At 34.4% G+C, this 23,164-nt stretch carries 19 protein-coding genes; 14 read left to right on the top strand and 5 right to left on the bottom strand.

Features of this window, described 5'->3' with window-relative positions:
* Window positions 1–159 precede the first annotated feature (159 nt).
* Complete coding sequence (locus OXQ85_RS11465; protein ID WP_346659713.1) at window positions 160–1,590, top strand: glycoside hydrolase family 125 protein; 1,431 nt, start codon at window positions 160–162, stop codon at window positions 1,588–1,590.
* A gap of 79 nt (window positions 1,591–1,669) precedes the next feature.
* Here the strand turns inward: OXQ85_RS11465 and OXQ85_RS11460 are convergent, their stop codons facing one another.
* The gene (locus OXQ85_RS11460; RefSeq protein WP_267404671.1) at window positions 1,670–2,581 is read right to left on the bottom strand and encodes a DUF4349 domain-containing protein; all 912 of its coding nucleotides are present in this window, start codon (window positions 2,579–2,581) and stop codon (window positions 1,670–1,672) included.
* Window positions 2,582–2,790: 209 nt separating this feature from the next.
* Here OXQ85_RS11460 and OXQ85_RS11455 point away from each other — a divergent pair, with 209 nt between their 5' ends.
* Window positions 2,791–4,149: an acyl-CoA dehydrogenase family protein gene (locus tag OXQ85_RS11455; RefSeq protein ID WP_267404669.1), complete on the top strand. Its 1,359-nt coding sequence runs from the start codon at window positions 2,791–2,793 to the stop codon at window positions 4,147–4,149.
* Between the two features lie 107 nt (window positions 4,150–4,256).
* Here OXQ85_RS11455 and OXQ85_RS11450 read toward each other — a convergent pair whose 3' ends face one another.
* Window positions 4,257–4,634 carry a MauE/DoxX family redox-associated membrane protein gene (locus tag OXQ85_RS11450; protein WP_267404667.1) on the bottom strand — a complete coding sequence of 126 codons (378 nt, stop codon included), beginning with the start codon at window positions 4,632–4,634 and terminating at the stop codon, window positions 4,257–4,259.
* A 156-nt stretch (window positions 4,635–4,790) separates the two neighbouring features.
* On the opposite strand from OXQ85_RS11450, the gene OXQ85_RS11445 reads away from it, so the two are divergent.
* Window positions 4,791–5,039: a hypothetical protein gene (locus tag OXQ85_RS11445; protein WP_267404665.1), complete on the top strand. Its 249-nt coding sequence runs from the start codon at window positions 4,791–4,793 to the stop codon at window positions 5,037–5,039.
* A gap of 86 nt (window positions 5,040–5,125) precedes the next feature.
* Here OXQ85_RS11445 and OXQ85_RS11440 read toward each other — a convergent pair whose 3' ends face one another.
* The gene (locus tag OXQ85_RS11440) at window positions 5,126–6,238 is read right to left on the bottom strand and encodes an AI-2E family transporter (protein WP_267404664.1); all 1,113 of its coding nucleotides are present in this window, start codon (window positions 6,236–6,238) and stop codon (window positions 5,126–5,128) included.
* Window positions 6,239–6,472: 234 nt separating this feature from the next.
* Window positions 6,473–8,878, bottom strand: a complete 2,406-nt coding sequence (gene lon, locus OXQ85_RS11435) for an endopeptidase La (protein WP_267404662.1) — start codon at window positions 8,876–8,878, stop codon at window positions 6,473–6,475.
* A 258-nt stretch (window positions 8,879–9,136) separates the two neighbouring features.
* On the opposite strand from lon, the gene OXQ85_RS11430 reads away from it, so the two are divergent.
* The 11 genes from OXQ85_RS11430 (at window position 9,137) to serS (ending at window position 21,939) form a co-directional block, all read left to right on the top strand.
* Window positions 9,137–11,278: a peptidylprolyl isomerase gene (locus tag OXQ85_RS11430; protein ID WP_267404660.1), complete on the top strand. Its 2,142-nt coding sequence runs from the start codon at window positions 9,137–9,139 to the stop codon at window positions 11,276–11,278.
* A 128-nt stretch (window positions 11,279–11,406) separates the two neighbouring features.
* Window positions 11,407–12,357: an MlaD family protein gene (locus OXQ85_RS11425; RefSeq protein WP_267404657.1), complete on the top strand. Its 951-nt coding sequence runs from the start codon at window positions 11,407–11,409 to the stop codon at window positions 12,355–12,357.
* Window positions 12,358–12,368: 11 nt separating this feature from the next.
* Window positions 12,369–13,703, top strand: a complete 1,335-nt coding sequence (locus OXQ85_RS11420; RefSeq protein WP_267404655.1) for a 4Fe-4S dicluster domain-containing protein — start codon at window positions 12,369–12,371, stop codon at window positions 13,701–13,703.
* A gap of 83 nt (window positions 13,704–13,786) precedes the next feature.
* Window positions 13,787–14,572 (top strand): (Fe-S)-binding protein, encoded by a 786-nt coding sequence (locus OXQ85_RS11415; protein ID WP_267404652.1) that lies wholly within the window; start codon window positions 13,787–13,789, stop codon window positions 14,570–14,572.
* A gap of 104 nt (window positions 14,573–14,676) precedes the next feature.
* Complete coding sequence (locus OXQ85_RS11410) at window positions 14,677–15,498, top strand: FkbM family methyltransferase (protein ID WP_267404649.1); 822 nt, start codon at window positions 14,677–14,679, stop codon at window positions 15,496–15,498.
* A gap of 72 nt (window positions 15,499–15,570) precedes the next feature.
* Entirely contained in the window at window positions 15,571–16,059 is a 489-nt protein-coding gene (locus OXQ85_RS11405; protein WP_267404646.1) for a hypothetical protein, read from the top strand.
* A gap of 4 nt (window positions 16,060–16,063) precedes the next feature.
* On the top strand, window positions 16,064–17,185 hold the full coding sequence (locus OXQ85_RS11400) for a glycosyltransferase (RefSeq protein WP_267404643.1): 1,122 nt from the start codon (window positions 16,064–16,066) through the stop codon (window positions 17,183–17,185).
* Entirely contained in the window at window positions 17,186–18,832 is a 1,647-nt protein-coding gene (locus tag OXQ85_RS11395) for a hypothetical protein (RefSeq protein ID WP_267404642.1), read from the top strand.
* A gap of 3 nt (window positions 18,833–18,835) precedes the next feature.
* Entirely contained in the window at window positions 18,836–20,083 is a 1,248-nt protein-coding gene (locus OXQ85_RS11390) for an oligosaccharide flippase family protein (protein WP_267404640.1), read from the top strand.
* A gap of 20 nt (window positions 20,084–20,103) precedes the next feature.
* A complete protein-coding gene (locus tag OXQ85_RS11385) occupies window positions 20,104–20,604 on the top strand; it encodes a hypothetical protein (RefSeq protein ID WP_267404638.1) in 501 nt (166 codons plus the stop codon).
* 66 nt (window positions 20,605–20,670) lie between these two features.
* Window positions 20,671–21,939 carry a serine--tRNA ligase gene (serS, locus tag OXQ85_RS11380; RefSeq protein WP_267404636.1) on the top strand — a complete coding sequence of 423 codons (1,269 nt, stop codon included), beginning with the start codon at window positions 20,671–20,673 and terminating at the stop codon, window positions 21,937–21,939.
* A gap of 381 nt (window positions 21,940–22,320) precedes the next feature.
* Here serS and OXQ85_RS20715 read toward each other — a convergent pair whose 3' ends face one another.
* A complete protein-coding gene (locus OXQ85_RS20715; protein WP_267404635.1) occupies window positions 22,321–23,127 on the bottom strand; it encodes a helix-turn-helix transcriptional regulator in 807 nt (268 codons plus the stop codon).
* Window positions 23,128–23,164 lie beyond the last annotated feature (37 nt).

The following is a 23,164-nucleotide window of genomic DNA, read 5'->3' as shown; positions in this document are numbered from 1 at the left end:
CAAATTTAAGGAAAAAATGAATGGGGTGAATGTCTCAAAATGATAAGAAATATTTAAATTTTGAAAAAATTCAATTAAAAATAGGCTCGGAAATTTGAAGATCATCATTTGTGTTTATAAAATTATTAACTTCCAATCCAAATTATCACATTTATATTAATGATGGAAAGAAGAGATTTTATCAAAAAATCAGGACTTGGATTAGGTTTTTTCACGGTTCCTTCCTCGGCAAAATTTTTATTTTTGAATGATTATGTTTCAAAAAGACCGAGTCTAAATCAAAGAAAATTCACTTCCGAAGCAGTCGAAAAAACAATTAAAACTATAAAAAAAGACATTGCTGATAATGAATTGGCGTGGATGTTCGAAAACTGTCTCCCGAATACGCTCGATACAACGGTAAAGTTTTATCATAAGAATAATAAACCTTTTACCTATGTGATCACGGGAGATATCGATGCGATGTGGCTACGTGACTCTTCGGCACAGGTTTATCCTTATTTAAATTTAGCGAATGAAGACAAAAAATTAAAAGATCTTTTGAAAGGAGTTATTAATAAACAGGTTGAATGTGTTCTTCTCGATCCTTATGCCAATGCTTTTTTTGATGATGCTCACAAAATCAGCGAATGGAAAGATGATGCAACCGATATGAAATCTGGAATTCATGAGCGAAAATGGGAAATCGATTCGTTGTGTTACGTAATGCGTTTATCATATAATTACTGGAAAACAACAGGAGATTCTTCTGTTTTTGATGCAGATTGGAAAAAAGCGATGTTGTTGATTTTACAGACTTTTAAAGAACAGCAACGAAAAAATTCAAAAGGGCCTTATTCTTTTGAAAGAGCGAACGGAAATCCTCTAGATACACAATTTGGCAAAGGTTTTGGAAATCCTACGAAGAAGGTAGGTTTGATTCATTCGATGTTCCGACCTTCGGATGATGCCACTTTTTATCCTTTTTTGATTTCTTCGAATATGTTTGCGGTAGTTTCTTTACGCGAAACGGCGGAAATTTTCTCTAAGATTTTAAAAGATGAAAATTCATCAAATCAATTCAAAAATTTAGCAAAAAATGTGGATGAAGCGATTCAAAAATATGCAATTTTAAATCATCCAACAGCCGGAAAAATTTACGCTTTGGAAGTTGATGGATTCGGAAATGCTTTATTTATGGATGATGCTAATGTTCCGAATTTATTGTCAATTCCTTATTTGGGATATGCTTCAAAGGATGATGAAGTCTATAAAAACACACGAAAGTTTTCTTTAAGTCATGCAAATCCGTGGTTTAGTGAAGGTAAATTTGCGAAAGGAATTGGTGGCCCGCACATTGGGGAACATAAAATCTGGCCTTTGGGTTTAATTATGCAGGCTTTGACGACCGATAATGACGAGGAAATTATAGCCTGTTTAAAAATGTTGAAAGGAACGCACGCCGGAACTGGATTTATCCATGAATCTTTTGATGTTGATAATCCGAAAGATTTTACACGATCTTGGTTTGCCTGGGCAAATACGTTGTTTGGTGAATTAATTCTCCATCTTCACAAAACAAAACCTGAGATTTTAAAAAGAAAATTTTAAAGATAAAAACCTCCAGAATCAACCTGGAGGTTTCTTGTAAAATCTAAAAATTTATATAAATAACCAAAGGTTAGGATTGCTATTCTGAAATATTTGAATGTGATTTTTTAATTGATTTTCTCTTTTTGTAGAAAAATAATCCAACGCCGCCAATCAATAATAAGGGCCAGATTACGATTAGTCCAACAATAATTCTTTGAATTAAATAATACCCTTCCACGAAAGCAGATTTTGCACTGTATAAAAATTCAAATCTATATTTATCGTCGATGCTTTTTGTATTGGTAATGGCAATTTCTGCAATGCGAAGTTTAGGTTCTTTAATGTAAATATCCACCGTGCTGTATTTTAGCTGATCTGCTGTATTCATGGTTTCCAGCTGCTGTTGATTGCCTTCTTTCATATTGTCGTTGCTCATACTTACTTTATCTTTATTCACTTTCATCTGAGCAATATTGTTATCAGTTTTTTTATTTCTTTGAGCCTCAAGTTCTGCATATTTTATGCTGGCAGTCACATCTTCCGCATTGATGATTCTTGAATTCAAGAATAGTTTTTTATCATTAATCAACGTCAAAAGTTCACCCAATTTATCCGTTGGAACCCGAACTTGCATCGTGTTTTCGGTTTGAAATTTTTTAACCAAAGTTGCGTTTTCGTTGGATGTATTATAAGTGTCTTCAGAAACAACATTGCTTTGCAGATTGCTTTTTGTTACAAATCCTTCCAGTTGCTGAACCGATTTTTCAATGGAAATGGTTGCATCATAAACATCTTTCACTTCCATATTTACATCCGCCGTTTTGATAAACTGTTTGTCTTTTACATTCATCGTTGCAGCGGAAGAAACACTGTCGGAAACCACTACCGCAGCAGAATCTGCAGTCGCATAATCTGCAGATGATGTTTCTATTGCTTCTCCTTTTTTACATGAATAAATTCCTAATAAAAGTGCCGTTGCGATGGATAGCTTTATGTAAGTCGTTCTCATAATATTGATTTTTTAATGTTTTTGCTTATTCCAAAGTTCCAGAAGAATGGCTTGTAATGTTTGAAAATGCCAAGTAAAAAGTTTGTAAAGAAAAATTCTGTTTTAAATAAATGAAAATCAATGTTTTGTAAAATGAATTAAAAATATGTCTCTTGTTTTCGGATTAATTTTTGCTTAACTTTTACAAATCAAACACACAATAAATTCTTATGTCAAATACTTTTTCCAAAATCAGAAACGCGATAGAATTATTAAGAACCATCGACTTTGATCAGTTGAGTGCTATTTCTCAAAAAGTTGATTTACCCAAACTGATGCAAAATTTCTCGAAACTTGATGATAAACAGTTGGGCGGATTAATGAAAATGCTCGATCCGAATAAAAAGAAAAAAGAACTTCCGCCTATCGACGGAGATTTCTACGATATTTATCACACATTGAGTCCTGAACAACGAGAAATTCAGTTAAAAGTAAGGGCTTTCATGGAAAAAGAAGTGAAGCCTTTGGTAAATCATTATTGGTTACGCGATGAATTTCCGCATGAATTAATTCCAAAATTTCAAAAATTAAATATTTGCGGGGTAACCTACGAAGGGTATGGCTGTCCGGGAATGCCTTTTTTAATGGAAGGTGTTATTGCGATGGAAATGGCAAGAATTGATGCTTCGATTGCTACTTTCTTTGGAGTGCAGTCCGGCTTGGCGATGGGTTCAATTTATATTTGCGGTTCTGAAGAACAAAAACAAAAATGGCTTCCTCAAATGCAGAAGTTTGAAAAAATAGGTGCTTTTGGGTTAACAGAACCTGAAGTTGGTTCCGGAGCAGCAGGAGGTTTAACAGTGACTTGTAAAAAAACTCCTGAAGGTTGGGTTTTAAATGGTCAAAAAAAATGGATTGGAAATGCGACGTTTGCTGATTTAATTATTATTTGGGCAAGAGATTTAGATGGCGGAGAAGTGAAAGGTTTTATTGTTGAAAAAGATAATCCAGGTTATTCTGTTGAGAAAATTAAAGGAAAAATGGCGTTGAGAATCGTTCAAAATGGTTTGATTACGCTGAAAGATTGTTTAGTCACAGAAGAAAACCGTCTGCAAAATGCCAATTCATTTAAAGATACCGGAAAAGTTTTGAGAATGACGAGAGCGGGAGTGGCGTGGATGGCGACAGGTTGCGCAAGAGGAGCTTATGAAAGTGCCTTAGCGTATACAAGAACTCGCGAACAGTTTGGAAAACCAATTGCTTCCTTTCAAATGATTCAAGGGCATTTGGTGGAAATGTTGTCGAATTTAACGGCAATGCAAACCATGATTTTCAGATTGTCTGAAATGCAGGACGAAGGCATTTTAAAAGATGAACATGCTTCTTTGGCAAAAGTTTTCTGTACTTTGAGAACACGAGATATCGTTTCCAGAGCCCGTGAAGTGTTGGGTGGAAACGGAATTTTGCTTGAATATGACGTGGCAAGATTTGTAGCCGACGCCGAAGCAATTTATTCTTATGAAGGAACAAAAGAAATCAATTCGTTAATTGTCGGAAGATCGATTACCGGATTCAGCGCCTTTGTATAATGTTGAAAGTGAATGGTCAATCGTGAATTTTGCTCCGCAAGTGAATTTTTAAAATTGACAAACAAAGCGATTGACAATTGACGATTGACCACTCACCGTTAACTTTTTCATTTCACTAAAGCTTTATATTTTTCTTTGTTATCAATAATCATCCAAAGATTGATCAGGAACATAATTCCGGCAATAGACATGCCTGAGGTAGATTTGTCTAGTGTAAAAATATGAGCAACAATTCCTACCATTACCGGCAAAATAACAATGGCTCCAAGAGCTCTGGTTTTAGGAAAGATAAATAGCAGCCCTCCGATAACTTCCACAGCACCAACTAAGGGCATCAACCAGCTGAGTTCTCCAAAAGCAGTAAAAATTTTCATTTGCTCGGGCGTTGGTTTTTCCATTGGCATGTAGTTTAAAAATTTGTTTAATCCGGCATTAATAAACATCAATCCGAAAAGTAAGGAGATAATAAATTTTACGATTTTCATATTGTTGATTTTATATTAAATATAATACAAAAATGATATTCGTTTATTTAAACAGATTGATTTTTATTTATTTTTCAATTTAATGTGAATTTTTTACAAGCTGTGTGGCTGTATTTTATATATTTGTTAATCAAGTTAAACTAAACAAATTATATTATGTTGAGAAATCTTAAAAAACTAAATCGTGTAGATTTAAGAGAAATTAAAGGAGGCGGTCGTGAGCAAATTTGTGACATCGGTCCTGAAGGTTGTCCGTGTAAAATTCCTGCTGGACATCCATGTTTAGGTGGAAGCGGTGGACCAGGAAATCCAGGTGAACCTGTAGGCTATTGTCCGGATAATCAATCTTATATTCCATGCGATCAAAGTTGTCCAAGCGGAATGAGTCCGATTTGTGCACTTTAAAAAATACGAAGCCTTCAAAATTTTGAAGGCTTCATTTATTTATAGAATTTTAAAATTGCTCATTACCAATTACTTATTGCTAATGATTAATCCATTTCTTCCAACGTAATATTCTTTGAAATTTTATATTTCTTTTTCTTTTTATCCGGTTTTTGTTCCTCACCGAGAAGTCTTCCCCAAGGCTGCAGACCTTCCACTCTTTCAAAAATAATTTTTATAATCGCAATCGCCGGAATACATAAAAACATTCCTGCAATTCCCCAAAGATGTTCACCTAAAAGAATTCCTAAAAATGAAAATAAAGCGTTGATTTTCACTTTAGAACCAACGACAAACGGAAGAACGATATTTCCATCAATGATATGAACGGCGATATATCCGATCACAACATAAAAACATGTAACCGGAGTGCCTGTAGCAAAAGCAATGAAGCATGAAATCACCAACGAAATACAGATTCCCAGATAAGGAATTACATTTAATAAACCTGTTAAAACAGCCAAAAGAACAGCATATTTTACACCCAAAACGGTTAAAACAATGGATGTTAAAATAGAGACAATGAAAACCTGAAGGCAAAGCCCAATAATGTATTTTTTCGTCATTACACGAACTTCATTCACCACTTCCTGAACGCTTGCTTTATGCTTTTCATGAAAAACAGTGACGATGAAATTATTTAAAACTCTTCTGTAATTCAAGATGAAAATAAAGAAAAGAATAAAAAACAGAATAAACCCGAATCCTGTTGAAAATATTCCGAAAGTGAATCCTAAAATTACGCCCGAAGACGAAAGTAATTTGTTCAGTCCTTGATTGATGTAATCCAGCTGATCATCAATTTTGACATTAAAAGTCTTTGAAATCCAGTGCTGAAGATTTTCAAAAACCGTGGTAAATTGCGTTCTTAAATGCGGAATATCTTTACTGAAATCCGAGAGTTGAGATCCGAAGAAATAAATGAGTCCTGCTAAAATCACCAACATTACCAATACCGAAGTCATGGTAGAAATAGACCTTGGGAACCTTAATTTTTTTTCTAATAAAGTGGCAAATGGTAGAAAAAGCATCGCCATTAAAAATGCTAAAAAGAAAGGTGCTAAAATGCTTTGTCCTAATGCCAAAAGATAACCAAGACCAATAATGGAAATGATGACTAAAGTCAGTTTAACAAGAAAAGGGAGTCGAATAAAATTCATAATTTCAAAATCTGCTGTATAAAAATAAGAAAAACCCTCCGAATTGAAGAGCTTTTTTATGGTGAACCTAAATTCTTTTCGATTTAAAGCAAAATCTATTCCGTCAAAAATTAAATAAGATGAATTTTTTATAAAGAACGAGTATCTTATTTAAAGTGAATATATTAAAAGTGAAACACGTCTTGAAAAAAATCAAGACGTGTTTCTTATTGAGAATGTTAATATGTTTACTAGTTACTTTTCAATCGCTATTTCGATTACTTCTTCCATGCGGTTTACGTAGTGAACGGTAAGGTTTTTCAGGTAATCTTTTTTAATTTCTTCCACATCTTTTCTGTTGGCTTCACAAAGGATAACTTCCTTGATTCCGGCTCTTGTTGCTGCCAGCAATTTTTCTTTAATTCCGCCTACAGGAAGCACTTTCCCTCTTAGCGTAATTTCTCCGGTCATAGCCAAATGCGCCTTCACTTTTTTATTTTTAAATGAGGAAACCATTGAAGTCAGCATCGCGATACCTGCCGAAGGTCCATCTTTTGGAGTCGCTCCTTCAGGAACGTGAACGTGGATGTTTTTCTTCTCGATATCATCCTGAGAAATTCCCAATTCATCGTGTTTAGCTTTAATATATTCTAAAGCAATGGTTGCAGATTCCTTCATTACCGTTCCCAAGTTGCCCGTCATTGTTAAGGCGCCTTTTCCATTGCTTAAAATGCTTTCAATGAATAAGATATCGCCGCCAACGCTTGTCCAGGCAAGACCAGTCACAACTCCTGGAAATCCAGTGATTTCCGATAAGCTTTTTGGTCTTGGAACTCCTAAGATTTCATCTACTTTTTCAAGAGAAATTTTCGAATCATATTCTTTCACCAAAGCGGTTTGTAAAGCTACCCAACGGGCGATTGATGCAATTCTTTTTTCCAATGTTCTTACGCCGCTTTCCGAAGTGTGAGCTTCGATAATATGTTTTAACTCAGGGTTTCCTAGTTTGAAAGATTTTGCATCTAAACCGTTTTCTTCCTGTTGTTTTTTAATTAAATGTCTCTTCGCAATCTCGATTTTTTCTTCCAAAGTATATCCGGCAATCTGAATAATTTCAGTTCTGTCTAATAATGGAGTTTGAATGGTGGATAATGAATTGGCTGTTGCGATAAACATCACTTTAGACAAATCATAACCCATTTCTAAGAAATTATCGTAGAAAGATTTATTTTGCTCAGGATCAAGAACTTCTAAAAGCGCTGAACTTGGATCTCCGTGTAAACCTTGTGCGATTTTATCCATTTCATCCAAAACAATTACAGGGTTTGATGTTCCCGATTTTTTGATGGATTGAAGGATTCTTCCCGCCATTGCTCCGATATACGTTTTTCTATGCCCGCGAATTTCACTTTCGTCGTGAAGTCCGCCCAAAGAAAGACGTACATATTTTCTTCCTAATGCATCTGCAATTGATTTTCCTAATGAAGTTTTACCAACTCCCGGAGGGCCAACAAGCAATAGAATAGGGGATTTCATGTTGTTTTTTAATTTTAAAACAGCCATGTGCTCCAAAATTCTCTTTTTAATATCTTCAAGTCCGAAGTGTGCTTTGTCTAAAACTTTCTCTGCTTTGGCAATATCAAAAATATCTTTTGTGTAGGTTTCCCAAGGAAGATCTGTGAAGAAATCCAGATAATTTCTCTGAACATTATAATCCGGTGAGTTTGGATTCTGACGCTGTAATCTGTTGATTTCCTTTTGGAAATGTTCTTCAACTTCAGTGCTCCATGTTCTCTTTCTTGCTTTTGCAATCAGATCTTCGATATCGCTTTCAGCGCCGCCACCCAATTCTTCCTGAATGGTTCTCATTTGCTGATTCAGAAAATATTCTCGCTGTTGTTTATCAAGATCTTTTGAAGTTTTCTGATGAATCTGATTTCTCAATTCCAGCTTTCTGAAATCTTCATGCATCATTTCATAGCACTTATTCGCTCTTTCGATCAAGCTTTTTTCTTCAAGCAATTTTTGTTTTTCACCTGAAGGGAAATTAGCATTTGTGCAGATGAAATTTAAAAGATCATCATTATTGTTAATGTTTTTAATCGCAAAATTGGCTGCATTCGGAATATTCGGATCAAGCTCAATGATTTTTAAAGCTAAATCTTTAATATTTTCCAACAAAGCCTCGTATTCTTCCTTATTTTTTGCTTTTCCGTCTTTTAATTTCGTGATTTCAGCCTTAAAATACGGTTGAGTTTCAACAAATTTTTTAACCTTAAATCTGTGAAAACCTTTTGTAATAGCTGTAATATTTCCTTCAGGAAGTTTTATAATTTTAATAATTTTCGCCAACGTTCCGATTTGATACAAATCTTTTTCGGTAGGTTGTTCCAAATCTGAATTTTTCTGGCTTATAATTCCGATGAAATCTCCGTTTTTCTGAGCTTCCTCAAGAAGTTGAATAGATGTTTTTCTCCCTGCTGTAATAGGAATTACAACATTTGGGAACATTACCATATTTCTTACAGGAAGGATCGGGAATATCTTTTGTTCGGAATTTTGTTCTGTTTCCGATAAGTCAGAAAGGTTGATTTCTTCCGCTACAATATCAAATCCATCGCTAATCATTTCCTCTAAACTAATATCTTCAAATTCTATCATAGTTAATCGAATGACAAATTGTCATTATCGTTTTAATTCATTAAATTGAAATCTCACAAAATGTGCTGAAAATGGATCACATATCATGATATACTAAATGGCACAATACTTATGCCATTTGTTTTTCGCTAAAAAATATGGTCAAAATTTCCTTTTTTCTATTATTTAAATTTTAAAAATTAAAAAAAGGTCTGAGATTTCTGTAATTTCTTAAAAATGTGTATTTTCGCAAACTGATAAAAAACTATAATTTATATAATGGCAATTTTAGGACAAATTAGGAGTAAGCCTTGGCTGTTGATGGGAGTAATTGCACTGGCGCTTTTAGCGTTCTTGGTAAACCCAGATAGCATCGATAAGGTTTTTGGTAAAAATCCTGATGTTTTAGGAAAAGTAAACGGTGAGAAAATTACCCGTGAGGAGTTTAATGACCAACTTTTCGTATTACAGCAACAAGCTGAGCAGCAAGGTCAACCAAAGGCTGGTCTTGAGGAGCAGGCTTGGCAGTTATTGGTTCAATCTAAACTTATCAAGCAGCAGTTTGAGAAAATGGGCTTCGAAATGACGGATGATTATTTCTGGAATCAAATTCAGTATGATCAAATGTTTGCTCAGCAACAGCAGTTCTTTGATGAGAAAGGAAACTTTAAAACTCAGGAGCTTAAAAAACAAATTGAAGATTTACAAAAGGCTAGTCCGGAAGGCTATAATCAATGGATTAAAACTAAAAAATCTATTGAGTACAGACTAATGGCCAGACAGGTTTTTGCAAATATTTCTACAGGAATTACTACTGGGAAGAAAGAAGCAGAAGAATTAATGAAAGAAAGAGATCAGTTAGCTGATATCGATTTCGTTAAAATTGATTATACTGCTTACCTTCAAAAAAATAATATCAAAGTTACTACTGAAGATTTAGCAGCGTACATTAAGGAACACCCTGTAATGTTCAAAGCTGAACCAAGCAGAAACTTAGGAATTGTATTTTTCCCGTCTCAGCCAAGTGCAGCTGATGATGCCGCGGCTCAGAAAGAGATTACAAAATTATTCTCTGGAAGTGATGCAAGTGGAGCGGAAAACTTCCAAAATACTAAAAACGACTCTATGTTCGTAATGGCTAATTCTGACATGCCTTTCAATGCTCAGTATGTGAAGCCAAACCAATTGCCACAATCTATTCAGGGACAAATTACTTCTGCTGCTATCGGACAGACTTTTGGCCCTTATAAAGAGCAAAACTTCTATGTAGTGTCTAAACTTTTAGATAAAAAGACTTCAGATTCTACATTATCAAGACATATCCTTATTGCTTTCAAAGGAAGCCCTGCGGGAGAAGGTGTTACAAGATCTAAAGAAGAAGCTAAGAAATTGGCAGATTCTATTGGTGCGATTGTAAAAGCTACTCCGGCTAAATTTACAGAATTCCTTAAGCTTTCTAACGACCCAAGTTCTGCTGCACAAGGTGGTAGCCTTGGTTGGACGACTCCTGAAACTCCTTTCGTTCCTGAATTTTTACATTATTTAGCGAACAACCCTAAAGGTGCTACAGGTGTGGTTGAAACTCAGTTTGGATATCATATTATCAATATTGAAGATAAAAAACCAGGTTCAATGGCTTATAAAGTAGCTAACTTGGTGAAAACTATAAAACCTTCTGATGCTACAGAAGCAGCTACAGATAAAAATGCAAGAAGATTTATTCAGCAGGTACAAGGAAAATCTTTCAACGATTTCGTGAATATTGCTAAAAAAGGAAACTATCAGTTCTCAAATCCTAAACAAGCGAAGAGATTCGACGGTCAGCTTCAAGGTTTAGGTACAGATAAAGATGCTGAAATCTTAGCTTGGGCTTTCGATAAGAAAAGATCTAAAGGAGATACAGAATTCTTTACAGTAGAAGGAACAGGAGATAAAATCGTTGTTTATCTTAACGGTAAGCAGGAAAAAGGTCTTGCAGATCCGGAATCTGTAAGAGATCAAATTGAAACAGTTGTTAAAAATAAATTGGCTGCAAAACAAATTTCTGAGAAAATTGGTAAAGCAGGTAATTTAGATCAGATTGCTAAGCAATTTGCTACAGCAAAACAATCGGCTCAGGTGAATTTATTAAACCCTTCAGTAGCGGGAGCTATGGAACCTAAAGTTGCAGGTGCTGCATTCGGTGTTGCAAAAGGTAAGGTTTCTAACCCAATCGAAGGTGGAACAGGAGTATATGTTTTAGTGAAGAAAAACGAAACTACAAACAAACAGCCTGGAGATCTTAAACAGTTCACAGAATCTGTTACTCAGAGAAATGCAGGAATGTTCGGTCAGGCTTGGTTAAAGAGCTTGCAGGACAATGCAGATATCGATGATTACAGAATTGAAATCTGGAATAAACTAGGTTCTCAGCAACAATAAGAAATTAATTTTCATCTATATTGAAAAGCGGCAAAGTTTTTGCCGCTTTTTTTGTATTTAACGCAGAGCAATAAAGAAAAACATTAATTTAAAATGTACTATATTTGCTCATTAGAAAAAATTAGCAAGTGAAGTTCAGTAAAGAAATAAAAGCTGGTGTAATTGCACTTCTGGCCATTGTAGGTTTCGTCGTGCTTTTTCAATTTATGAAAGGCAGAAGCCTTTTTACTACCGATAATATATTTTATGCAAAATATGATAATGTTGAGGGGCTGGCGCAGTCTTCTCCCGTTTCCATCAATGGGTTGAAAGTGGGGCAGGTCGACAAAATCATTCCTCGTACTTCTAAAACGGGTCAAATCGATTTCATTGTAAAAATCACGGTTGATAACAATTTTGAATTTTCAAAAAATTCAACGGTTGAGATCTTTGAGCCTAGTTTAATGGGAGGAAAGGAAATGAGAGTCAATCTATCTTACGGAGGAGCTACAGCAAAAGATGGCGATACACTGAAAGGTGCTTTCAAGTTGGGAACTTTGGGAAGTCTGTCTTCTCAGGTTGGTCCTGTGAAAGATCAATTGCAGAATGTTTTGTATAGAGTAGATTCTTTAATGTCTAGCGCAAACCAAGTGGTGAATGCTCAAAATAGAGAAGAAATCAGACTTTTATTATCAAATCTTAATAAAACAGTTGGTGCTTTACAAACTACTGCAGGAAGCGTAAATTCATTAGTAGGTCACAACGATCCTAAACTTCAGAGAGTGTTGGATGATGCAAGTCTTACCATGCAAAGCGGTAAAACGACTTTAGATAAATACGGAAACTTAGCAGAAAGCATTGATACTAAAAAGCTGAACGCAACGATTGCGAATCTGGACGCTACTGTTGGTCAATTGAACCAGGTAATCGGTGGTATTGATAAAGGACAAGGTAGTTTAGGAAAATTAATGAAAGATGAGCAGCTGTATAATAACTTAAATTCTGCTTCTACCAACTTGAATTCATTAATTGAAGATATGAAAGCAAATCCGAAGAGATACATCAATTTCTCTGTTTTCGGAAAGAATAATAAAGACTAAACTAATACACCATGCAATATATCGATAATATTATTTTTCTGATTTTATTGGTTGCGGGTTTTGGGCTTTTTGCAAAAAGTCTGCAGAAGATATATAGAAACATCAGATTAGGCCGAGAAATCAATCGAAACGATCATAAAAAGGAGCGTTGGGAAACCATGGCTCGTGTAGCAATGGGGCAAAGCAAAATGACGGCTCGCCCAATAGCTGGGGTTTTACACCTTTTCGTATACGTTGGTTTCGTCATTATTAATATCGAATTAATCGAAATTATAGTTGACGGAATTTTCGGAACCCACCGTTTTTTATCAACCATTTTCGGACATACATTTTATAATTTCTTCACAGCAACATTAGAAGTATTAGCCCTTTTGGTGGTCATTGGAGTCGTTACTTTCTTCATTCGTAGAAATTTTTACGGAGTGAAAAGATTAACAATGAAAGAACTTTTGGGGTGGCCAAAAGAAGATGCCAATTGGATTCTGATCATTGAATTTGCCCTAATGATGGCTTTCTTTACAATGAATGCCGCAGATCACATTCTTCAGTTAAGAGGCGTTCTTCCGGAACACGGAAGTTTCCCGATCAGTGAAGTGACGTTGGTTCCATTTTTAGAAATTTTCAGCTTTGATAACGGATTTTTAATGTTTGTCGAAAAAGGAGCTTGGTGGTTTCACTTTATAGGAATTCTATTCTTCATGAATTACCTTTATTATTCGAAGCATTTACATATCATTTTGGCTTTCCCAAGTACATGGTATGCAAATTTGGAAAAGAAAGGAAAATTCAACAATTTAGAATCGGTTACCAAAGAAATTAAATTAATGATGGATCCCAATGCAGACCCTTACGCTGCTCCGGCAGAAGGTGATGCTGCAGAAGTTCCTTCAAAATTTGGGGCTGAAGATATTTTTGATCTTAATCAGGTTCAGCTTTTAAATGCCTATTCTTGTACGGAATGTGGGCGTTGTACTTCAGTTTGTCCGGCTAATATTACAGGTAAAAAATTATCACCAAGATTAATTCTGATGAAAACCAGAGATCGTCTGGAAGAAGTAGGGAGAAATATCGATAAAAATGGTAAGTTCGAAGATGATGGTAAAAAGTTGCTGAACGATTATATCACAAAAGAAGAACTTTGGGCTTGTACTACGTGTAATGCTTGTACAGAAGCGTGTCCTGTATTATTAGATCCGCTTTCTATTATTTTCGAAATGAGAAGATTCTTGGTGATGGAGCAGTCTGCTGCACCGCAAGAGCTGAATCTGATGATGACAAACGTAGAAAACAATGCGGCTCCTTGGCAGTATAATCAGGCAGACCGTTTGAATTGGGCAAATGATTAATTAATGTAACAATGTAAAAAATGTAACGATGTAACAATCATTGGTAAACTGTTACATTGGTATATTGATAAATTGACTTAAAAATGGATTTCAATATAAAAACAATGGCAGAATTCGCTGCCGAAGGAAAATCACCGGAAGTTTTATTTTGGGTTGGTTGTGCGGGAAGTTTCGACGACCGTGCCAAAAAAATTACGAAAGCATTTTGTAAAATAATGAACAATATTGGGGTTGAATTTGCAGTTCTTGGACAAGAAGAAAGCTGCACAGGAGATCCTGCCAAAAGAGCCGGAAACGAATTCGTTTTCCAGATGATGGCACTTACCAATATTGAGGTTCTGAATATGTATGAAGTGAAACGAATCGTGACGGCTTGTCCGCACTGCTTCAATACATTAAAGAACGAATATCCGAGCTTGGGAGGGCACTATGAAGTTCTTCACCACACGCAGTTCCTTAAAAAATTAATGGAAGAGGGAAGATTGAAAATTGAAGGCGGTGCTTTCAAAGGAAAAAAAATCACTTTCCACGATCCTTGTTATTTAGGAAGAGCCAATGACGAATATGAAGCGCCAAGACTTTTATTGGAAAAACTGGATGCTGAACTGGTTGAAATGAAACGTTGTAAAACCAACGGACTTTGTTGTGGTGCTGGTGGTGCACAGATGTTCAAAGAGCCTGAAAAAGGGAATAAAGATATCAATATCGAAAGAACAGAAGAAGCTTTATCTTTTGAACCTAAAGTTATTGCAACAGGTTGCCCATTTTGTAATACAATGATGACAGATGGTGTAAAACATTTTAATAAAAATACAGAAGTTGCTGTAAAAGATATCGTAGAGCTTCTTGCGGAGGCAGACGATGTGTAAGAAAAGCAATATTAAATTAAATAATACCAAAACCCAGGAGTGATCTTGGGTTTTATTGTTTTAAGGCTAAATTTAACCTAACTTGCGCTTTATATCCACTCAATATGAGAAGTATTCTGGCTTCGTTTTTTAGATTTATTTTAGGTTTCAGTTTTTTTAAGCAGAAATATTTTGCGTTTTATAAATACATTTTTAATCCTTATCAATTGTTTAAAGGGGTTAAAAAAGAAGTGGTTTACAGAAATTCTATAAAGCTCCATTTAAACCTGGAAGACTGGATTCAGCAGCAGATTTACTTTTTGGGTGATTATGAAAAAAGTGAGATCGATTATTTGTATTCTAATCTGAGAAAAGGAAATACCTTCATTGATATTGGTGGAAATATCGGACTTTTTTCTCTAAATGCTTCAAAAATTGTTGGAAATGAGGGAAGAGTGATTTCGTTTGAAGCTTTTACACCGAATTATAATCAATTTAAAGATCATATTTCGATCAATCATTTTCAAAATATAAAGTTGGAGCATTTGGCAATTGCCGATAAAAAAGGGTTTATTGAAATCCTCTACAATGATACCTATAACAACGTAGGCATGGCTTCCTCTTTTTTGGAAGAATTCACAGCGAAAGAGCGCGTAGAAAGTGTGAATCTGGATGAATATGTAAAAGAAAAACAAATTCCTAAGATTGATTTTATTAAAATTGATATTGAAGGTGGAGAATTCGCTGCTTTACAGGGCATGAATGAAATTCTGACTCATTACCGACCTAAAATACTGATAGAAATAAACAATACAGCCTTAAAAAGTTCAAATCATCATGAAGAGGAGCTTATTTCTCTCTTGACTGAAAAGGGCTATAGAAAGACAAAAACCTTAAGTCAGAATGAAAATTCATACAATGCAGTTTTCGAATATATTAAAGCGTAAGGAGGTGCTTGCAGAAAAACGAAATCTTTTGTTTGAATAAAAAATCGTAATTTTATCTAAAATTTTTCTAAGATGAAAATTGAAGAATCGAGTATTGTAGAAACAAACGACTATAGAGTTATTATATATCCCGCTTCCAGACCTTTTGAAACCAAGGAAGCAAAAGCGATTACCGAAAAATTATTTGATTTTCTGGCGACTTGGGCAGCACACGGAAAGCCCCTTTCTTCGTCTTTTAAGATCGAAAAAAATCAGTTCATCATCGTATGTGTGGATGAAGAAAAAGAAATGGCTTCAGGCTGCAGCATTGATGCTTTAGGAAAGATCATGCGGGAAATTGACGAACAGTATCAGTTGGGATTGTTCGACAGAATGAAGGCTAGTTTTATTGAAAACGGAGAGGTAAAAACATTGAAATTGATCGATTTTAAAAATAAAATCAGAAGTGGTGAACTATCGAAAGATATTCAGGTGTTTGATTTCTCTAAAAATACTTACCTTGATTTCTTAAGTCATTTTGTATTACCTTTCGAAAAAAGCTGGGCTGTTTCTATAAAATAATCTTTTGAAAATACTTTTTATCTCCTCATGGTTTCCAAATAATCTGGAACCCACCAACGGTAATTTCGTACAGCGTCATGCCGAAGCTGTTGCTTTGTTGCATGAGGTAGAAATTCTGCATGTAATTGGAGATTTTAACCAAAAGGAAGTATTTGTTTTTGATGATAAAGTCGTCAACGGAATTCATACGTTGATTATTTATTATAAAAATTCAAAAAATCCGGTTCAGAATTTTTTAAGAAGAATGAAAGCCTATAAAATGGGGTTTTCAAAGATGAAAAAGCCTGATATTGTGCATGCGAATGTGCTCCATAATAATATGCTTTTTGCGGTGTATCTTAAAAAAAAGTTCGGAATTCCTTTTGTTTTAACGGAGCACTGGACGGCTTTGCAGAAAGATAATTTGTCTAAAACTTCAGGAAATATAAAGCGTATTGCCAGATATATTGCGAAAAATGCAGGTTATATTCTTCCGGTAAGCAATAATTTAAAGGAAAGTCTTGAGATGTTGGGTATAAAAACACCAATGAAAGTTATATCTAATGTTGTTGATACTGAAGTTTTTGATATTAAACCTAAAAAAGAAATATCGGATACGGTTAAATTTCTTCATGTTTCGAGCCTTATTCCAAGAAAAAGACCAAAAGATATTATCAAAACCATTCATTCTTTACATCAAAATGGTTTTTCTGTAAGGTTGGAAATTGGAGGTGACGGCGATACGGATTCTTTAAGAAATTTAGTAAAATCAATGAATGCTGAATCTTATATTAAGATTTTCGATGAAATCAGTTATCAGGAAGTGGCTGGAAAAATGCAGCATTCAGATTATTTCATTCTTTTCAGCGAAAATGAAACCCAGGGTTGTGTGATTTTAGAATCATATGCCTGCGGAAAGCCTGTGATTTCAACCAAAGTAGGCGGTGCAGCCGAGTTTATTTTAGACGGTTTAGGTATTGGAATTGAAAAAAATAATGTCGATCAGCTTTATCAGACGTTAGAAAAAATTTGCAATAAAGAATATACTTTTGATCAGGACAGTAAGATCAGAGAATTTATTGTAGAAAATTATTCAAGAGAAGCAATTGCCCGTCAGTTCACCGAAATTTATCAGAAAGTTATATAAATGGCATTAGGTTTTTCTGTTTTTATTCATCAGGATCAGGTTCAAATTACACATTATTTTGAGCAGGAAACGTACGATTCTGTATTTGTGGAAACTCCTGAAATTATACTTGTTCTTGAAGGAATTATTCTCAATAAAAAAGATTTACTTAAAAATTCATCACTCAGTTTTCAGGATTATGTATTGAAAATATATGCTGAAAAAGGTTGGAGATTTCTTCAGGAATTAGAAGGAGAATTCAGAGGCTGTATTTGGGATAAAAATAGCGGAAAAGTCTTAATTTTTACCAATCCAACTTCCACGCAGCGTGTTTTTTATGCTAAAATAAACAATCAGATTTTTGCTGATTCAGATTTGGTTCGATTAAGTAAAACCATTAAAGAAAAAGGAATTTCCATCAATCCTGATATGATTTCTATCTATCAGTTGTTGTCAATCGGTAATCTTTTGGAAAACAGAACGCCTATTGAAGGAGTTTATAAGGTTAAAGATGCTCATTTTGTTGAAATTAACTGTGAAAATTATTCTTTAACCGAAAAAGAGTATTTCAATGTTTCCGGTATTGAATATTATACTAAGAAAAAAGGAAATGCTGTTGATGATATTCATGAAATTTTTACTGAAGCGGTACAATGGGAATACAATAAAGATTTAGAGTTTAATACGTCCTCTTTAGCTTTTTTAAGTGGCGGATTAGACAGCCGAATGGCAATGTTTTACGCGATTCAGAATAAGTTTGATATTGGCTGTGCTTTATGTTTTTCGCATTCCGGATATTTTGATGAAACCATTTCCCGAAAAATTGCGGCAGATTATCAATTAAACTATGAATTCATTCCTTTAGATAACGGAAGTTTCCTGAAAAAAATAGATGAGCTTACCGCTATTTCTGAAGGTACAAGCCTGTATTCAGGTGGAATTCACGTGCAATATGCGCTGGATCAGCTTTCTTTTCAGGATTTTAATATTTTTCACGGCGGCCAGATTGGCGATGGTATTTTAGGCGGATTTAATTCTGAGCCTAAACGAAAAGGCCCTTCAGAATATAAAATTGTAGTCAATCAAAACTTCCTTCCGAAGATTCAAAATGATCTGAAAAATGTAATGTCAAATTACGAAAGAGAAGAAATATTTTTACTTCAGAATTTGGCGTATAACCGAACTGTTTTAGGAGTTCAGGTTCTCCAGCCGCGAGGTTATCTTATTTCTCCTTTTATGACTAAAGATTTTATTAAACTGTCTTTAAGTCTTCCTGAAGAATGGAAGTTTGGTCATCAGTTTTATCTCGAATGGCTTTCAAAACACTGTAAAGATGCCGAAAAATACAGATGGGAAAGAACGTTAATGAAACCAGATGCTTTCTGGAAAGTGAAGTTTGGAGAAAAATATGTAAAGAACGGATATCTGGCGTTCTTTAATAAGATTTTACGTTCTCCTGAAAAGGCTAGCATGTATCCATATCAGTATTACTTTGATTCCACACCGGAAATTCAACAATATTATCAGAATTATTTTAATGAAAATATAGGAAGGTTAGAATTTTATCCCGAATTGCTTTTGGAGGTTTCAGATCTGTTTTCACAAAAAACATTTTACCACAAATGTCAGGCGATCAATATTTTATCCATTTTTAAGCTTTATTTTTGATGAATGAAAGGCGGATGGCAATTTCTAAAGAATTTTTTCAGTAATCAGGGGCAGTATGTTCTTGTTTCTCTGTTGATTGGGAAAATCTGCGCATTTTTATCCTCTCTTTTTATCATTAAATTATTACCCGAAAAAGATTTTGGGGTAATGAGTATTGTAGCTGCACTTTTTGCGGCGTTTGCATCATGCACAGGATTAGGAAGTTATCAGAGTTTATTGCGATTCGGATCGTTGGCTGCCAATAATTTGATTAAGAAACAATTGTCAAGCTATCTGCTGATTAAAGGGTTTATTTATCAATTAATACTGACATTAATTTTCCTTGGTTGCAGCATTTTTTATATTCAGAAATATGAAGATATATTCTGGATTTTTTTATTTTTTGCCATTCGTTTTGTTGGGTTTTATTTTTTCTATTTTATTCAGTCTGAGTTAAGAATCAATCAAAAAAACAGAGAATTTGCGCGACTTAATAATGTGGTAAATGTTGTCGGTTTAGCAGTTTTATTAATCTTAAGTTATTTTTTTCAGCTAAAAGGTTATTTGATTGCAATGGCTTTAACTCCGTTTTTATCTTTATTTTGGCTGAAAATTTCTACTTTTTCAAAAGCTGATTTACCTTCTGTTTTTACGTCGAAAGAAATTTGGCAATATGCCATTCATACTTCCGGAACAACCATTTTATCAGATGCTTTATTCTCCGCAGATATTCTGTTGTTAGGGTTTTTATTAAATGAAAATGCTGTGGCTAGTTACCGAGTTGCCATTTTAATTCCTTCCAATGTTACCTTTTTAGCATTGGCTTTTATGCAGAGTGATTTTCCTGTTTTAGCTAAAAATCATCAGGATAAAATGTATCTTAAAAATTATATTTCGGGATATTACAAATTGTTTATTCCTGTTTGCGTTGGAATTTTCATTGTTTGTTCGGTTTTAAGTAAATTCATTTTAAAAACATTGTTCAATGAAAAATATGCTGAAAATTATATCCTGTTTATTCTTTTCATGTTTACATTTCTCATGAATATTCTGTTCCGAAATTTATATGGAAATATGCTTTCCGCAGCCGGGAAAATGTCTTTAAATACAAAAACATCTTTATTTTCCTTGATTTTATTGATTGTTTTGGCGTTTATTTTAGTTCCGAAATACGAAATTCTCGGAATGACGATCAGTGTAACGCTTACCTTATTAATTTCAGGATTTATTCTTGCCTACTTCTTTCACAAATACCTTAAAGAATTAAAATAAGTTTTTATCTTTGTTGAATAATGAAAAATGTAGTCTTCGGAATATTGGTCATATTTTTCGCACTTCTGAGCTGTAGAAGTGATGAAGATTCTTTGCAGAAAATAGATCAGTTATTCAATCTTTATATGAAAAACAGTGCAGGACAGGATTTACTGAATAGTAAAAAATCTGGTTCCTATACCGCTATTTCTATGAATGATGTGAATGGAACGACGGATGTTGCCCCAGTTACTTTTTCGTTAAAAATGACTACAGATTCCATCTATTATATTGAATACCTTGCCGGTGCGAAACGAATAACTGTTGATTCCATCAGCCCTGAAGACAGAACGTATCAATCGGAAGTTACTGTGAGCTTAACAAAACCTGTAGGTGACAGTACGGAAGTTACGGTTGATAGGCTAAAAATTCAATACCATTGGACACCCTCCTTATTCGAGGTCTCGAAAGTTTATTACAACGATCAACTTCAGTTCACGAAGGAACCAAATGTTCCGAATGTCGTGACTATCGTAAAATAATTTTATACATTTGCATATCTGTTGGCATTCTGATGCTAACTTTCTAATAACTAACATCTAAATAAAATGTTACAAGTCAATTTTTTGCGCGACAACAAAGAACGCGTTTTAGAAGGTCTTCAAAAAAGACAATTCAAGAATCTTGAGTTGGTAGACGAGGCTATTGCTACTGACGAAGAAAGAAAAAAAATTCAGTTTGAATTAGACTCCCAACTTTCAGAAATCAACAGAATCTCCAAAGAGATCGGTATTTTGATGAAAGAAGGAAAAAGAGAAGAAGCTGAAGCATCGAAATCTAAAACCGCACAATACAAAGAGTCGACATCCGAATTGAAAGTTCAGCTAGATGTTAAAGAAAAAGCATTGCTTGATATCTTATATCAAATCCCGAATATTCCGAACGAATTGGTAAAAAGTGGCGCTTCTGCAGACGATAACGAAATTATTTTCCAGTCTCATGAAGTAGAAGGACTGGGAGAGGGCGCAATTCCTCACTGGGAGCTGGCTAAAAAATACAACCTTATCGATTTTGAATTAGGAGTTAAAATTGCCGGTGCAGGTTTCCCTGTTTATCTTGGAAAAGGGGCGAGATTGCAAAGAGCTTTGGTTCAGTATTTCTTAGATAAAAATATAGATAAAGGATATACGGAAGTAAATCCGCCTCACGTTATTAACGAAGCTTCAGGTTATGGTACTGGTCAGTTGCCAGATAAAGAAGGGCAGATGTATTATGTAACTGAAGATAAATTATATCTGATCCCAACGGCTGAAGTTCCGGTAACGAATTTATATCGTGATGTTTTATTGGAAGAAAAAGATCTTCCTATTAAAAATACGGCATTTTCTCAGTGTTACAGAAGAGAAGCTGGAAGCTACGGAGCTCACGTAAGAGGTTTGAATCGTCTTCACCAATTTGAAAAAGTGGAAATTGTAAGACTTGAAAAGCCTGAAAATTCTTATGCTGTTTTGGAAGAAATGGTTGAACATATCAAGGAAATTCTAACTGATCTTGAACTTCCTTACAGAGTATTAAGACTTTGTGGCGGAGATACTGGTTTTGCATCTGCAATGACTTATGATTTCGAGGTTTGGAGCGCTGCTCAGGAAATGTGGTTGGAAGTTAGTTCTGTTTCTAATTTTGAAACTTTCCAGTCTAATAGATTGAAGTGTCGTTACAAAGCAGATGGAAAATCTCAGCTGGTTCACACTCTGAACGGTTCTGCAATGGCTTTGCCAAGAATTATGGCGGCTTTGCTAGAAAATAATCAAACGGAAGAAGGCATTAAGCTTCCTAAGAAGATTGCTGAATATGCAAGATTTGATGTGATTAACTAAATCACTCTACATAAAAAATAAACCCTCTGAACTTCAGAGGGTTTATCGTTTGTATTGACTTTCTTCTAAATGTTCGCTACAATTTTATTCGCAGCAAGCAGATTTCTTTATTTTGACTTCAAAGATTATTAGTTTTTTCATTGATTTTTGATTAGAATAAGTACACCTATATATCTTTGTGTTTTTGGTGAATTTGCATTCATAAAGTGCACACATTTAAAATCAAAAAGCAAAGTGATTAAGGGGAAGAAAATCGAATTGCTTTACTAGATGCAAACATATCATTCCCATTTCGATTGGCGAAAATTTTCATCCTTAAATCGCTCCTTAAATCACTAAGGGTAAGCTCTAAGGATTTTTATTTTGTTGGTTTTTAAATATTTATGCCATTATGGAATCTCGATAAACTTTGCTCAATTCTTTGATTTCTTTCTTGCTTTTTATCTCTACTTTCTTGTAAATATTGGATAAATGAGTAGATAAAGTTTTTTCTGAAATGTTCAACATACCGCTAATTTCAGCATATTTCAAATTCGGATTTTCTAAAAGCAATTTTAAAATTTCCGTTTCACGCGCCGAAAGCTTTTCAAAAGGAATGTGTTTTTTCATTTCTTTTTTTCGAAAGCCATACAAGAAAAAATCTACAGAAACAACAAAAAAACCGATGCTGAAAGAAGTTTGTTCAATAAGTTGATTATCACCAAAAACTAATATCGTAACAGGTAAGGAAATCAAACCAAAGAAAGCTAAAATTCCGATAATATCGTGGGTTTTAAAAACCTTGGTTTTACGATTTTTAAACTTAGCGATTTGCTGTTTAATGACAATAATCGCTGCTAAAATAAATAAAGCCAGGAAAAAACTGAGGAAAAATACTCTGGAGGTTTCCAAAGATCCTGTCATGGTATATGGTAAAATAAACAACATAATTAATGTAATGTAGGCAAACATTCCTATTGAACTGATGGAAAATTTCTTAAAAAATACAAGATCGTATTCATTTTTGATATAGATGAAATAATGAAGTGCCACTGCTAAGCCCACAATCCACGCGCAGATGTTTTGCGAAATAATATTTACATTAAATCGTTCATCAGGCAATAATCCTTCCACCACATTGTAAATAATTCCGGATATTATTAATCCTAAAAATTTAAGATAAAAATTTCGGTCTCTTCTTTTCCACACAAAAAATAGTTGTACAGAAACGATAATTAGCAATACA

This window comes from Chryseobacterium sp. GM_Chr_2, assembly GCF_026540445.1.
Classification (GTDB): domain Bacteria; phylum Bacteroidota; class Bacteroidia; order Flavobacteriales; family Weeksellaceae; genus Chryseobacterium.
Note: the sequence above shows the minus strand (reverse complement) of the source record. Positions and strands in the feature narration are given on the sequence as shown.